Source organism: Rhizobium sp. AG855 (genome assembly GCF_003610655.1).
Taxonomy (GTDB): Bacteria; Pseudomonadota; Alphaproteobacteria; order Rhizobiales; family Rhizobiaceae; genus Allorhizobium; species Allorhizobium wuzhouense.
The window spans coordinates 1,616,226-1,630,073 of sequence record NZ_RAQG01000003.1 but is presented as its reverse complement, the minus strand read 5'-3'; the positions used below and the strand labels follow the sequence as shown (position 1 = coordinate 1,630,073).

At 61.3% G+C, this 13,848-nt stretch carries 16 protein-coding genes; 14 read left to right on the top strand and 2 right to left on the bottom strand.

Features of this window, described 5'->3' with window-relative positions; all coding sequences use genetic code 11:
- Positions 1–6 precede the first annotated feature (6 nt).
- The 11 genes from DFO46_RS07875 (at position 7) to DFO46_RS07825 (ending at position 8,337) form a co-directional block, all read left to right on the top strand.
- Positions 7–1,413 (top strand): pyruvate dehydrogenase complex E1 component subunit beta, encoded by a 1,407-nt coding sequence (locus tag DFO46_RS07875; RefSeq protein ID WP_120276927.1) that lies wholly within the window; start codon positions 7–9, stop codon positions 1,411–1,413.
- A gap of 15 nt (positions 1,414–1,428) precedes the next feature.
- Positions 1,429–2,772 (top strand): pyruvate dehydrogenase complex dihydrolipoamide acetyltransferase, encoded by a 1,344-nt coding sequence (locus DFO46_RS07870; RefSeq protein WP_120276926.1) that lies wholly within the window; start codon positions 1,429–1,431, stop codon positions 2,770–2,772.
- A gap of 17 nt (positions 2,773–2,789) precedes the next feature.
- Entirely contained in the window at positions 2,790–3,428 is a 639-nt protein-coding gene (locus DFO46_RS07865) for an SGNH/GDSL hydrolase family protein (protein ID WP_120276925.1), read from the top strand.
- A gap of 109 nt (positions 3,429–3,537) precedes the next feature.
- Positions 3,538–3,804 carry a YdcH family protein gene (locus DFO46_RS07860; protein ID WP_120276924.1) on the top strand — a complete coding sequence of 89 codons (267 nt, stop codon included), beginning with the start codon at positions 3,538–3,540 and terminating at the stop codon, positions 3,802–3,804.
- A gap of 75 nt (positions 3,805–3,879) precedes the next feature.
- Positions 3,880–5,325, top strand: a complete 1,446-nt coding sequence (gene lpdA / locus DFO46_RS07855) for a dihydrolipoyl dehydrogenase (protein ID WP_120276923.1) — start codon at positions 3,880–3,882, stop codon at positions 5,323–5,325.
- Between the two features lie 74 nt (positions 5,326–5,399).
- The gene (locus DFO46_RS07850) at positions 5,400–5,654 is read left to right on the top strand and encodes a GlsB/YeaQ/YmgE family stress response membrane protein (protein WP_120278179.1); all 255 of its coding nucleotides are present in this window, start codon (positions 5,400–5,402) and stop codon (positions 5,652–5,654) included.
- Between the two features lie 39 nt (positions 5,655–5,693).
- A complete protein-coding gene (lipA, locus tag DFO46_RS07845; protein WP_120276922.1) occupies positions 5,694–6,677 on the top strand; it encodes a lipoyl synthase in 984 nt (327 codons plus the stop codon).
- Positions 6,678–6,706: 29 nt separating this feature from the next.
- Entirely contained in the window at positions 6,707–6,988 is a 282-nt protein-coding gene (locus DFO46_RS07840) for a type II toxin-antitoxin system RelE/ParE family toxin (protein ID WP_120276921.1), read from the top strand.
- Between the two features lie 8 nt (positions 6,989–6,996).
- Positions 6,997–7,293 carry a HigA family addiction module antitoxin gene (locus DFO46_RS07835; protein ID WP_120276920.1) on the top strand — a complete coding sequence of 99 codons (297 nt, stop codon included), beginning with the start codon at positions 6,997–6,999 and terminating at the stop codon, positions 7,291–7,293.
- A gap of 12 nt (positions 7,294–7,305) precedes the next feature.
- The gene (locus DFO46_RS07830) at positions 7,306–7,875 is read left to right on the top strand and encodes an AAA family ATPase (protein ID WP_120276919.1); all 570 of its coding nucleotides are present in this window, start codon (positions 7,306–7,308) and stop codon (positions 7,873–7,875) included.
- Between the two features lie 9 nt (positions 7,876–7,884).
- Positions 7,885–8,337 (top strand): type II toxin-antitoxin system RatA family toxin, encoded by a 453-nt coding sequence (locus tag DFO46_RS07825; RefSeq protein ID WP_110790971.1) that lies wholly within the window; start codon positions 7,885–7,887, stop codon positions 8,335–8,337.
- Here the strand turns inward: DFO46_RS07825 and DFO46_RS07820 are convergent.
- Positions 8,322–8,828, bottom strand: a complete 507-nt coding sequence (locus DFO46_RS07820; RefSeq protein WP_120276918.1) for a CinA family protein — start codon at positions 8,826–8,828, stop codon at positions 8,322–8,324. The genes DFO46_RS07825 and DFO46_RS07820 overlap by 16 nt on opposite strands.
- The gene (locus DFO46_RS07815) at positions 8,828–10,036 is read right to left on the bottom strand and encodes a bifunctional 2-C-methyl-D-erythritol 4-phosphate cytidylyltransferase/2-C-methyl-D-erythritol 2,4-cyclodiphosphate synthase (protein WP_120276917.1); all 1,209 of its coding nucleotides are present in this window, start codon (positions 10,034–10,036) and stop codon (positions 8,828–8,830) included. The genes DFO46_RS07820 and DFO46_RS07815 overlap by 1 nt, the downstream gene beginning before the upstream one ends.
- A 173-nt stretch (positions 10,037–10,209) precedes the next feature.
- Between DFO46_RS07815 and dusB the strand changes: the two genes are divergently transcribed.
- Genes dusB through ntrC form a run of 3 tightly spaced genes read left to right on the top strand, consistent with a single transcriptional unit; the run spans position 10,210 to position 13,798 of the window.
- Positions 10,210–11,211 (top strand): tRNA dihydrouridine synthase DusB, encoded by a 1,002-nt coding sequence (gene dusB / locus DFO46_RS07810; protein ID WP_120276916.1) that lies wholly within the window; start codon positions 10,210–10,212, stop codon positions 11,209–11,211.
- Entirely contained in the window at positions 11,208–12,347 is a 1,140-nt protein-coding gene (locus tag DFO46_RS07805) for a nitrogen regulation protein NR(II) (protein WP_120276915.1), read from the top strand. The genes dusB and DFO46_RS07805 overlap by 4 nt, the downstream gene beginning before the upstream one ends.
- A complete protein-coding gene (gene ntrC, locus DFO46_RS07800) occupies positions 12,347–13,798 on the top strand; it encodes a nitrogen regulation protein NR(I) (protein WP_110790406.1) in 1,452 nt (483 codons plus the stop codon). Before DFO46_RS07805 ends, ntrC begins: the two co-directional genes overlap by 1 nt.
- Positions 13,799–13,848: the final 50 nt, after the last annotated feature.

Here is a 13,848-nt window from a genome sequence, read left to right as displayed (position 1 = left end):
GAACCCATGCCGATCGAAATCCTCATGCCCGCCCTGTCTCCGACCATGGAAGAGGGTACGCTCTCCAAGTGGGTCAAGCAGGAAGGTGACACCATCAAGTCCGGCGACGTGATCGCCGAAATCGAAACCGACAAGGCCACGATGGAAGTCGAGGCCGTCGACGAAGGCGTGCTCGGCAAGATCCTGATCGCCGCCGGCACGGAAAACGTCAAGGTCAACACGGCGATTGCAGTCCTCCTGCAGGACGGCGAAAGCGCCGATGCCGCCGTGGCTCCGAAGAAGGACGCCGATACGCCGGCCGCGGCCGCCGATGCCGCCGGTGGCAAGGCGCGCGAAGCCTCAGAAGAGCCGTCCTCCAAGGCCGACAACACCGTCCCGGCAGCGCCGAAGGTCGATGTTGCCGCCGATCCGGATATTCCGGCTGGCACCGAAATGGTAACGATGACGGTGCGTGAAGCGCTGCGCGAAGCCATGGCCGAAGAAATGCGCGCCAATCCTGATGTCTTCATCATGGGTGAGGAAGTCGCGGAATATCAGGGTGCCTACAAGATCACCCAGGGCTTGCTGGCTGAATTCGGCGCAAAGCGCGTCGTCGACACGCCGATCACCGAACACGGCTTTGCCGGCGTCGGCGTCGGTGCGGCCATGGCGGGTCTTCGTCCGATCATCGAGTTCATGACCTTCAACTTCGCCATGCAGGCGATCGACCAGATCATCAACTCGGCTGCCAAGACGCTCTACATGTCCGGCGGCCAGATGGGCGCGCCGATCGTCTTCCGTGGCCCGAATGGGGCTGCTGCCCGCGTCGCTGCCCAGCACAGCCAGGACTATGCGGCCTGGTACAGCCAGATCCCGGGTCTCAAGGTCGTCATGCCTTATACGGCAGCGGACGCCAAGGGCCTGCTGAAGGCCGCGATCCGCGACCCGAACCCGATCATCTTCCTCGAAAACGAGATCCTCTACGGCCAGTCCTTCGAGGTTCCGAAGCTCGACGATTTCGTCCTGCCGATCGGCAAGGCGCGCATCCATAAGACCGGCAAGGACGCCACCATCGTTTCCTGGGGCATCGGCATGACCTATTCGGTCAAGGCTGTCGCCGAGCTGGAGAAGGAAGGTATCGACGTCGAACTGATCGACCTGCGCACGATCCGTCCGATGGACCTTCCGACGGTCATCGAATCCGTCAAGAAGACCGGTCGTCTCGTCACAGTCGAGGAAGGCTATCCGCAGTCGTCCGTCGGCACGGAAATCGCCACCCGCGTCATGCAGCAGGCCTTCGACTATCTCGATGCGCCGATCCTGACGATCGCCGGCAAGGACGTTCCGATGCCTTACGCGGCGAACCTCGAAAAGCTCGCTCTGCCGAATGTCGGCGAAGTGGTCCTGGCGGTGAAGACCGTCTGCTACAAGTAAGGGGAGGGTAGGTCCATGCCGATCAACATCACCATGCCGGCGCTCTCTCCGACGATGGAAGAGGGCAATCTGGCCAAGTGGCTGGTCAAGGAAGGCGACAAGGTCAAATCAGGCGATGTCATCGCCGAGATCGAAACCGACAAGGCGACCATGGAAGTGGAAGCCGTCGATGAAGGCACGGTGGCGAAGATCGTCGTTCCGGCCGGCACCGAAGCCGTCAAGGTCAATGCCCTGATCGCCATCCTCGCCGCCGATGGCGAAGACGTGGCCGCCGCCGCTGCTGGCGGCGGTTCCGCGCCGGCTGCCCCGAAGGCGGAAGCCGCACCGGCACCGAAGGCAGTAGAAGCTGCTCCGGCTCCGGCTGCAGCCCCTGCTGCGCCGGCACCTGCGGCTGCTCCTGCAACGGCTTCCTCCGGCGATCGCGTCTTCGCGTCACCGCTGGCGCGTCGTCTCGCCAAGGAGGCTGGCCTCGATCTCAACGCCGTCTCCGGCTCCGGTCCGAAGGGCCGCGTCGTGAAGAGCGACGTCGAAAAGGCCGTCAGCACCGGTGGGGCGAAGCCGGCGACAGCCGCAGCACCCTCTGCTGCATCTGCCGCACCGGCCCCGGCACTCGCCAAGGGCGCTTCGGAAGAAGCCGTGCTCAAGCTGTTCGAAGCCGGTTCCTACGACCTCGTGCCGCATGACGGCATGCGCAAGACGATTGCCAAGCGCCTGCAGGAATCGAAGCAGACCATCCCGCATTTCTATGTCTCGGTGGATTGCGAACTGGACGCGCTGCTGGCCCTGCGCGCCCAGCTGAACGACGCTGCACCCCGCAAGGATGGCGCGCCGGCCTACAAGCTCTCGGTCAACGACATGGTGATCAAGGCCATGGCCCTTGCGCTGCGCGATGTCCCGGATGCCAACGTCTCCTGGACCGACAGCAACATGGTCAAGCACAAGCACGCCGATGTCGGCGTTGCCGTTTCGATCCCCGGTGGCCTGATCACCCCGATCATCCGCAAGGCCGAGACGAAGACGCTGTCCGCCATCTCCAACGAGATGAAGGACCTCGGCAAGCGCGCCAAGGACCGCAAGTTGAAGCCCGAAGAATACCAGGGCGGCACCACGGCCGTGTCCAACATGGGCATGATGGGCGTCAAGAACTTCGCCGCCGTCGTCAACCCGCCGCATGCGACCATTCTGGCCGTGGGTGCGGGCGAGGAGCGCGTCGTGGTAAAGAACGGCGAGATGAAGATCGCCAACGTCATGACCGTGACGCTGTCGACCGACCATCGCGCCGTCGACGGTGCGCTCGGAGCCGAACTGCTCGGCGCCTTCAAGCGCTACATCGAAAACCCGATGGGCATGCTCGTCTGACGAGGGGGAGCGGTGCGATGAAGACCGTTCTCGCTTACGGCGACAGCCTGACATGGGGATACGACCCGGTAAATCTGGGTCGGCATGCTTATGAGGACCGCTGGACGAGCGTCTTGCAGAAGGCGCTCGGCCATGGTGTCCGGGTGATCGCCGAAGGTCTGAACGGACGGACCACCGCTTATGATGATCATCTCGGCGATTGCGAGCGCAACGGGGTGAAGTTGCTGCCCACCCTGCTTGCCACGCACAAGCCGATCGATCTCGTCATCATCATGCTGGGAACCAATGATCTCAAACGCGGGATCCAGGGAACAGCGATCGGTGCAACGAGCGGTGTGAAACGCCTGGTCAAATTGGTGGAGAAGCACGATTGGGGCTTCGAGTTCGAGGCCCCTGAAGTGCTGATCGTTTCCCCTCCGCCGATCCGGGAAACCGCGAACGCAATATTTGGTGCCATGTTCAATCACTCGGTTGAGGAAGGGGCCATGTTGGCCAGCATGTATCGGGATGCGGCTGACGAAGCCGGTTGTGCATTTTTTGATGCGGGCTCGGTTGCTGAAACCACGCCGCTCGACGGTATCCATCTCGATGCGGAGAACACCCGCGCAATCGGACGTGGCCTTGAGCCCATTGTCCGGATGCTGCTGGGGCTTTGAAGAAAGACCGCGTCCTGATCTCTCCGTCGGGGTGCGTTGATCAAAATCAAGGAGGTCTTGTGCGCTGCGTCTAACCTGTACCCATAACCCCGACAGAGGAGATGGGATCATGTCGAACACACCGCACGAACTGGCAGTGGAATTCCCGGAACACGTCGCGCTGATGCGTCATCTGAAGGAAACGGATGGTCACTTTGCAAGATTGTTCGAGACCTATCATGATGTGAACCGGGCCATCCACCGCGCCGAAACGAATGTCGAGCCTGCAGACGATTTCCATGTCGTGGAAATGCGCAAGAAGCGGATGCAGCTCAAGGATGAAATCTACGGGATGCTGGTTCGTCACGAACCGGAAGCCGAGAAGCCTGCAGTCTGAGGCGCTCGCTTCCAATCCCGAACCGAACCTCCGCTTGAGCGGAGGTTCGCAGGAAACCGAGGAGTGGAAGCGCCCATGTCGAATGCTTACGACGTCATCATCATCGGCTCCGGCCCCGGCGGTTACGTCACCGCCATTCGCGCGGCCCAGCTTGGCCTGAAGACCGCGATCGTCGAACGCGAGCATCTGGGTGGCATCTGCCTCAACTGGGGCTGCATCCCGACCAAGGCGCTGCTGCGCTCGGCCGAGATCCTCGATCATGCCAACCACGCCAAATCCTACGGCCTGACGCTGAACGGCACGATGACCGCCGACGTCAAGGACGTGGTCGCCCGTTCGCGCGGCGTCTCGGCCCGCCTCAACGGCGGCGTCGGCTTCCTGATGAAGAAGAACAAGATCGACGTGATCTGGGGCGAAGCCAAGCTCTCGAAGCCCGGCGAAGTCGTGGTTGGCAAGATGACCAAGCCCGTCGTCGAGCCGCAGAACCCAATCCCGAAGGGCGTTCTGGGCGAGGGCACCTACACCGCCAAGCACATCATCGTCGCGACGGGCGCCCGCCCGCGTGCGCTCCCCGGCATCGAGCCGGATGGCAAGCTGATCTGGACCTATTTCGAGGCGATGAAGCCGGACTTCATGCCGAAGTCCATGGTGGTCATGGGCTCAGGCGCGATCGGCATCGAATTCGCCTCCTTCTATCGCTCCATGGGCGTCGATGTGACCGTTGTCGAACTGATGGCCAACATCATGCCGGTCGAGGACGTGGAAATCTCCACCTTCGCCCGCAAGCAGCTGGAAAAGCGCGGCCTGAAGATCATCACCGAAGCCAAGGTCTCCAAGGTCGAGAAGGGCACCAATTCCATCACCGCCCATGTCGAAACCAAGGACGGCAAGGTGCAGACGATCACCGCTGACCGCCTGATCTCCGCCGTTGGCGTCCAGGGCAATATCGAGAACCTCGGCCTCGAAACGCTCGGCGTGAAGACCGATCGCGGCTGCATCGTCATCGACGGCTACGGCAAGACCAATGTGCCGGGTCTCTACGCGATCGGCGACGTCGCAGGTCCTCCGATGCTCGCCCACAAGGCCGAGCATGAAGGCGTCATCTGCATTGAGAAGATCGCAGGCCTGCCCAATGTTCACCCGATGGACAAGGCCAAGATCCCCGGTTGCACCTACTGTAATCCGCAGGTCGCTTCTGTCGGTCTGACCGAAGCCAAGGCGAAGGCTGAGGGCCGGGAAATCCGCGTCGGCCGCTACAACTTCAATGCCAATGGCAAGGCGATCGCGCTTGGCGAAGACCAGGGCCTGATCAAGACGATCTTCGACAAGAAGACCGGCGAACTGATCGGCGCTCACATGGTCGGCGCAGAGGTCACCGAACTCATCCAGGGCTTCGTGGTCGCCATGAACCTGGAGACCACGGAAGAAGAACTGATGCACACGATCTTCCCGCATCCGACGCTGTCGGAAATGATGAAGGAAAGCGTGCTCGACGCCTATGGTCGCGTGCTCAACGCCTGAGCCAGTTGTCGCCGTGACGTCTGCCGCTTATATAGGCGGCAGGTTCCAACCGAGTGTTTGAAAAGGATTACGCCGTGGCAGGGTTTGAAGTCGGAATTCTCGCAACGATCTTCTTCGGCGGCCTTGCAGGCTGGCTCGCGGGAAAGCTCATGGACATGCGCTTCGGCGTCTTCATGAACATCATCATCGGCATCATCGGCGCCGTGATCGCCGCCGCGATCTTCCGCCGTCTCGGCATCTTCGTCGCTGGCGATTGGCTCGGTTATCTGATCACCAGCTTTGTCGGTGCAAGCATTCTTCTCTTCATCGCCAAGCTCGTGCGGCGATAAACCACAAAGGCCGCTCCTGCGGCACAAAGGGTCTTCATTATGGTCACCATCCTCGACAGGACCAATCTCGTTCCGGCCCCGGCCGACGAGAAGCGCGTTCGCCACCCGGAAAAGGCCCACAAGCCCGACACCGAAGTGCTGCGCAAGCCGGAATGGATCCGCGTCAAGGCGCCGACCTCCAAGGGGTATCACGAGACCCGCGAGCTGGTTCGGTCGCACAAACTGGTGACGGTCTGCGAAGAAGCCGGCTGCCCGAACATCGGCGAGTGCTGGGACAAGAAGCACGCGACTTTCATGATCATGGGCGAGATCTGTACCCGCGCCTGCGCCTTCTGCAATGTCGCGACCGGCAAGCCAAACGCGCTCGACCTGGATGAACCGGAAAATGTTGCCAAGGCCGTGCGCCAGATGGGCCTCTCCCACGTCGTCATCACCTCCGTCGACCGTGACGATCTCGCCGATGGTGGCGCCGAACACTTCGAAAAGGTGATCTGGGCCATTCGCGCCGCATCGCCGCAAACGACGATCGAGATCCTGACCCCGGACTTCCTGAAGAAGCCCGGTGCCCTGGAGCGCGTCGTCGCCGCCAAGCCCGACGTCTTCAACCACAACATGGAAACCGTGCCGGGGAACTACCTAACCGTCCGCCCAGGCGCCCGCTATTTCCACTCCGTGCGTCTGCTGCAGCGGGTGAAAGAACTCGACCCGACCATGTTCACCAAATCAGGCATCATGGTCGGCCTTGGCGAAGAGCGGAACGAAGTCCTGCAATTGATGGACGATCTGCGGACCGCCGACGTCGACTTCCTGACCATCGGCCAGTACCTTCAGCCGACCCGCAAGCACCACAAGGTCGAGCGCTTCGTCACGCCGGAAGAGTTCAAGTCCTACGAGGATATCGCCTATACCAAGGGCTTCCTGATGGTCTCGTCGAGCCCGCTGACCCGCTCCTCGCACCATGCCGGCGATGACTTCGCACGGCTGAAGGCGGCGCGGGAGAAGCTTCAAGTCGTGCGCATCTAGGCCTCGGCTCTGTCGGTTTGGGTGAAATCATGATACGAGATTTCAAGGACAAACTGACGGAACAACTTTTCAGAACGTCGGCGGTTCGCGGTTTCCCGCCAGACGTGGTCGAGCGTGAAAGACGAAAGCTGATGGCATTGCATGCGGCTAACGTTCTCGCAGATATGCGTGTGCCGCCAAGCAATCGACTGGAAGCGCTGAAGGGCAACCGGGAAGGCCAGTATTCGATCCGCATCAATGATCAGTGGCGGATCTGTTTCCGTTGGGTTGACGGGGATGCTTTCGACGTCGAAGTCTGTGACTATCACTGAGGTGTGAGATGCTGCATTTGCCTGAAGAGCCCATCCATCCCGGTCGCGTCTTGTTCGACGACTTCATCGCGGACTTCGGCTTGTCATCGGCAAGGGTTGCAGCGGAAACCGGCATTCCAATTACGACATTGGAAGCGTTGGATGACGGCAGTTCTTCCGTAACCGCCGAGATCGCTCTGCGATTGGCCCGATACTTCTCGACCACTCCGGAATTCTGGCTCAATCTTCAGCGCACCTACGACCTTGCGCTGGCAAGTAAGACTGCGAAAGGCATAGATCAGATCAGACCCGTGGCTGCCGCTTGAGTGGCCTGACGGATGTTTGATGTGTCGACAGGCAAAGCTGCGGCAACCCATCTGCTCAGAGCCCGCCGGATCTGCGTGATCGGCTGCTCCGGTGGAGGCAAGTCCACCTTTTCTCGCAAGCTCGCCGCCTCTCTCGATCTTCCCAATCACTCGATGGATCGCGAAATTTTCTGGCTGCCGAATTGGGTTGAACGTCCCAGGGCCGAACAGAGACTGATACTCTCAGAAATCGTCAGATCAGACAAATGGCTTCTCGACGGCACCAACCCATCAAGCTTTGACATTCGCCTGCCGCGCACCGATCTGGTGATCTGGGTGAGGCTGCCCCGTTGGCGTTGCCTTTTGGGCGTGTACAAAAGGGCCAGCCGCTATGTCGGAAAGCACCGTCCCGATATGGCCGATGGGTGCGTCGAAAAATGGCCCGACCGCGAATTCCTCTCCTACATCTGGAACTTCGAACGCCGATTTTCCCTTGGGATCATCGAGGAAATCGATCGCCACGGCCCGTCCGTACCCGTGATAACCCTGAAATCCCATGGCGAAATGGCGCAGCTGCTTGATCTTGCTGGCATCCGCGATTAAGTGCGGATCATGCCTCAGTTCGAAACCCGCCGCCTCGTCAAGCACTCCCCCGACCGTATGTACGCGCTGGTCGCAGACGTCGAGCGTTATCCGGAATTCCTGCCTCTTTGCGAGGCACTGACCATCCGTTCGCGCCGCGAGCGTGAAGGCAAGGAGTTGCTGCTGGCCGACATGACGGTGGGTTACAAGGCGATCCGCGAGACCTTCACCACGCAGGTGCTCCTAACGCCCGCAGACCGGACGATCGATGTCAAATACATCGAAGGTCCGTTCAAGTATCTCGATAACCGTTGGCGCTTCGAAGAGGCCGGCGAGGGCGGTTGTGCCGTGCATTTCTACATCGATTACGAATTCAAGAACCGAATCCTCGGTGCGCTCATGGGCTCTATGTTCGACCGCGCCTTCCGCATGTTCTCGGAAGCCTTTGAGACACGCGCCGACAAGATCTACGCCGGGGCCTGAACGGCGGCCGCCAGCATCTCAAGCGCTGTCTCGACCGTTGCCAGCCGGACCTGATCACGGCCGATCTCGCCGTAGCGCATCTGCCGGTGGTCGATGAGACCTGAGCGGGTCTTCAAGGCGAGATGAACGAGCCCAACCGGCTTCTCCACCGATCCACCGCCCGGTCCGGCGATGCCGGTAACGGCCACGGCAACTTCGGCGCTTGAACGCATCAGCGCCCCATGCGCCATCTGCAGCGCCGTCTCCTTAGAGACGGCACCGAAAACCTCCAGCGTTGCCGCTGAAACACCGATCAGATCCATCTTGGCCTGGTTCGTATAGGTGACGAAACCGCGGTCGACGACGGCCGACGAACCGGCGATCTCGGTCAGAGCGCCCGCAATCAGCCCACCCGTGCAGGATTCTGCCGTCGCGAGCATCCAGCCAAGATCGCGGTAAGCCGCGATAATCGCGGCAGCCTGGTGCTCGATGTCAGCCGGATAAATGCCCATCACACGGCTCCCTGATAGACCACCGTTGCCGTCGCGATCGCAGCAATGCCTTCGCGTCTGCCAACGAAGCCGATCGTCTCATTGGTCGTCGCCTTCACCGAGCAACGATCAAGCGAGATGCCGAGGATCTCGGAGAGCTTCTCCCGCATCGCCTGGCGATGCGGCCCGATCTTAGGCGCTTCGGCAATAAGCGAAATGTCTGCATTCATGATCGTGCCGCCCGCAGCGTGGACGACCTTGGCGGCATGCTCCAAAAAGATCCGCGATTCCGCGCCCTTCCACCGCATGTCTGAGGGTGGGAAATGGTCGCCGATATCGCCGGCTCCACAGGTCGCAAGCAGCGCGTCGGTGAGCGCGTGCAATGCGACATCGGCATCGGAATGTCCCTTCAGCTTCTGGTCGTGCGGAATGAAGATACCGCAGAGGGTGACGCCATCACCCGCTTCCAGCTGGTGCACGTCGTAACCATTGCCGGTGCGAACGTCGGGCAGGGTGCCGCCTCTAAGTTTCTCGTCGGCCATGGTGATATCCCTTTGCACGGTCAGTTTGACATTGTCGATCGAGCCCTCGATCAGATGAACCGGAATGCCCGCCCATTCTGCGATGGAGGCGTCGTCGGTGAAGTCTGCCTCCAGTTCGTTTGCGGCTCGCTCGTGGGCGGCAAGGATCGTTTCGTAGTGAAAGCTCTGCGGGGTCTGTGCTGCAAAGAGGTCCTTGCGAGAAACGGTGGCTGCGACGATCCCGGCGGCATCTGCGCGTTTGATCGTGTCGGCGACCGGAATGGCGGGCAGTACGGCGGATTGGCCGCCGGTAAGTGCCGCTGCAATCCATTCCAGGAGCCCGCGATCGACAAAGGGCCTGACGCCGTCCTGGATCATGACGTGGTCAATCGGGTGGCCGCGCAGGGCGCGCAAACCATTCAAGACCGAAGCCTGGCGCGTTGAGCCGCCGTTGACTGCAATCAGTTTCTGTTTCTGCGGTAGATCCGCAATCGCCGCCTGCAGCAGTTCATGATCATCGGGGTGGACCACGACGACGATGGGGCCGCTTCCGGGCCAGTCGAGGAAGGCCTTGAGTGTGTGCCAGATGACGGCTTTGCCGCCGATCCTCCGGTATTGCTTTGGTCCTTCTGCGGATGTGCCGGCGCGTTCGCCGCGGCCTGCGGCCACCACGACAATCCCGATTGTTCCGCTCAGCTCTTGCTCCATCGCCCCGCCTGGTCCATGACACATTGTCTTCGCAACCGTGCTCTATCGGCTCGGCACCGGCTTTTCCAGCATTTGCACGATTTTTTATCGATGCGTGAGCTTTGCCTCTTGGCAAGCCAATGACGACTGTCTAAAAATAATGCAAATGCGTTCTTTGCCTGAAAGATAATCATTTGATTTCCGTTGCGTTGGACACGCCCTTCAGCATTGGCACGGTTCCGGTTCGGAACCGTGTGGTGCTCGCGCCGATGTCTGGCGTGACCGATCTGCCGTTCCGCCAGCTGGCCTTCCGCTTCGGTGCCGGGCTGGTGGTGACCGAAATGGTGGCAAGCCGCGAACTCGTCTTCAACGCCGCTGAAAGCTGGTCGCGCCTCAAGGGCGCCGGCCTGACGCCGCATATGGTCCAGCTGGCCGGACGCGAGGCAAGATGGCTTGCGGAAGCGGCGATCATTGCCGAGGCGAATGGTGCGGACGTCATCGACATCAACATGGGCTGCCCGGCCAAGAAGGTGATCGGTGGCTATGCCGGCTCCGCTCTGATGCGCGAGCCGGATCATGCCCTGTCCCTGATCGAAGCGACGGTGAAGGCTGTGAAGATCCCCGTCACGGTCAAGATGCGCCTCGGCTGGGACGAAACCTCGATCAACGCGCCAGACATCGCCGCCCGGGCCGAAGCTGCCGGAGTTCAACTGATCACGATCCACGGCCGCACCCGCATGCAGTTTTACGAGGGGCGCGCCGACTGGGATGCGATATCGGCGGTCCGCGAGGCGATCCGCATCCCCCTGATTGCCAATGGCGATGTCGAGACGATCGATGATGCGCATGAGATCCTGCGCCGATCCGGCGCTGACGCGGTGATGGTTGGACGCGGTTGTCAGGGAAGGCCATGGCATGCCGGCGTGCTCGCTGGACATTCGGGCCCGCAAGCCGCCGAAATTCCGGGACTTGTTATCGAACATTACCGCATGATGCTGGAGCACTACGGTGCCGAGGTCGGCGTTCGCCACGCCCGCAAGCATCTCGGCTGGTATCTCGATCGCCACGCAGCGGAACTCGCGAGCGATGCCAAGGCGGCAATCATGACATCGAAGGACACGGGCTTCGTCGTCGAGGCTCTGGAGCGCGCGCTCTCGGGCAACAGCGGCGCCGGCGCCAGACAGGAGGCCGCATGACGGCGAACGACAACGCGAGCAGCAACGCCCTCGCCATGGCCGTGCTGAACGCCATTCAGAACCCGGTGGTGATGGTGGATGCGAACGGCCATATCGCCTTTGCCAATTGGGAGGCGGAAGCCTTCTTCGGCGCGAGTGCGGCCCATCTGGCGCGTTACCGCCTCTCCACCTTCATCCCTTTTGGAAGCCCGCTACTGTCGCTGATCGAGCAGGTGCGAGAACGTCGCGCTCCGGTCAACGAATACCGTGTCGATCTATCGTCGCCGCGACTCGGCCAGGAAAAGCTGGTCGATCTCTACGTTGCGCCGGTTCTCGGCCAGCCGGGCAATGTGGTTGTCGTGTTCCAGGAACGCTCGATGGCCGACAAGATCGACCGCCAGCTCACCCATCGGGCCGCTGCACGGTCGGTCACCGGTCTTGCCTCCATGCTGGCGCATGAAATCAAGAACCCTTTGTCTGGGATCAGGGGTGCGGCCCAATTGCTTGAGACCGCCGTGACCGACGAAGACAGGGCTCTGACCCGCCTGATCTGCGACGAGACCGATCGCATCGTCTCTCTGGTCGACCGCATGGAGGTCTTTTCCGACGAGCGGCCGGTCGATCGCCAGTCCATCAACATCCACTCGGTTCTCGACCAGGTGAAGGCCGTCGCCAAGGCGGGTTTTGCCCGCAATATCCGCATCACCGAGAACTACGACCCCTCGCTGCCGCCGGTCTTTGCCAACCGGGACCAGCTGGTGCAGGTCTTCCTCAACCTCGTCAAGAACGCCTCCGAAGCGATCGGTGAGCGCTCGGATGGCGAGATCCAGCTGACCACGGCATACCGCCCAGGCATTCGTCTGTCGGTGGCAGGTTCGCGGGAGAAGATCTCGCTGCCGCTCGAATTCTGCGTCCATGACAATGGCCCGGGCGTGCCCTCCGATCTCCTGCCGCATCTCTTCGATCCCTTCATCACGACGAAGACGAACGGTTCCGGCCTCGGCCTTGCCTTGGTCGCCAAGATCATCGGCGGCCATGGTGGCATCGTCGAATGCGACAGTCAGGCCAGCCGCACCACATTCCGGGTCCTCATGCCCATGTCGAAAGAGACGGCGCTCGACGACGCGCCCCTTGCCAAATCCTCGGGAACGAACTGATGACAGCCACGATCCTTGTTGCAGACGACGATGCTGCGATCCGCACGGTCTTGAACCAGGCGCTGAGCCGCGCAGGTTACGATGTCAGGATCACCTCCAATGCTGCCACGTTGTGGCGCTGGATTTCGGCGGGCGAGGGCGATCTCGTCGTCACTGACGTTGTGATGCCCGATGAAAACGCCTTCGACCTTCTGCCGCGCATCAAGAAGGCGCGCCCGGATCTGCCGGTCCTCGTCATGAGCGCCCAGAACACCTTCATGACCGCCATCAAGGCCTCGGAAAAGGGAGCTTACGACTACCTGCCTAAGCCCTTCGACCTGACGGAACTGATTGCCATCATTGGCCGCGCGCTCTCCGAGCCGAAGAAGCGTCCGGCCCGCCTCGACGACGACATGCAGGACGGCATGCCGCTGGTCGGCCGCTCGGCCGCCATGCAGGAAATCTACCGCGTTCTCGCCCGCCTGATGCAGACGGACCTGACGCTGATGATCACCGGCGAGTCGGGGACAGGCAAGGAACTGGTCGCCAAGGCGCTGCACGACTATGGCAAGCGGCGGAACGGTCCCTTCGTCGCCATCAACATGGCCGCCATTCCGCGCGACCTGATCGAATCGGAACTGTTCGGTCACGAGAAGGGCGCCTTCACCGGCGCGCAGAACCGCTCGACCGGCCGCTTCGAACAGGCGGAAGGTGGAACGCTCTTTCTCGATGAAATCGGCGATATGCCGATGGATGCCCAGACCCGTCTTCTCCGCGTCCTGCAACAGGGCGAATATACGACCGTTGGCGGGCGCACCCCGATCCGCACCGATGTTCGGATCGTCGCGGCGACCAACAAGGATCTCAAGCAGTCGATCAATCAGGGCCTGTTTCGCGAAGATCTTTATTACCGCCTGAACGTCGTGCCACTCCGCCTGCCGCCGCTGCGCGATCGCGCCGAAGATATCCCGGATCTCGTCCGTCACTTCATCCAGCAGGGCGAGAAGGAAGGCCTGGACGCCAAGCGTTTCGACCAGGAAGCGCTGGAAGTGATGAAATCCTATGCCTGGCCGGGCAATGTCCGCGAATTGGAGAACGTGGTGCGCCGCCTGATGGCGCTGTATCCCCAAGACGTGATCGCCCGCGAAGTGGTCGAGCAGGAACTGCGCGCGGATATTTCCGACAGCCCGATCGCCAAGGTCGGCGTGGCAAGCGGCACGATGACCATCTCCCAGGCGGTTGAAGAAAACATGCGCACCTATTTCGCCTCCTTCGGTGAAGCGCTTCCGCCATCGGGCCTCTATGACCGCGTTCTGACGGAGATGGAATACCCGCTGATTCTCGCGGCCCTGACGGCCACGCGTGGTAACCAGATCAAGGCTGCAGATCTTCTCGGTCTCAATCGCAACACGCTGCGCAAGAAGATCCGGGAACTCGGTGTCTCCGTCTATCGCAGTTCCCGTTCGGCTTGACATCAGGCAAAGCTCCGTTGCAATTTCGCCACATTGCGTTGCTCAAAAGC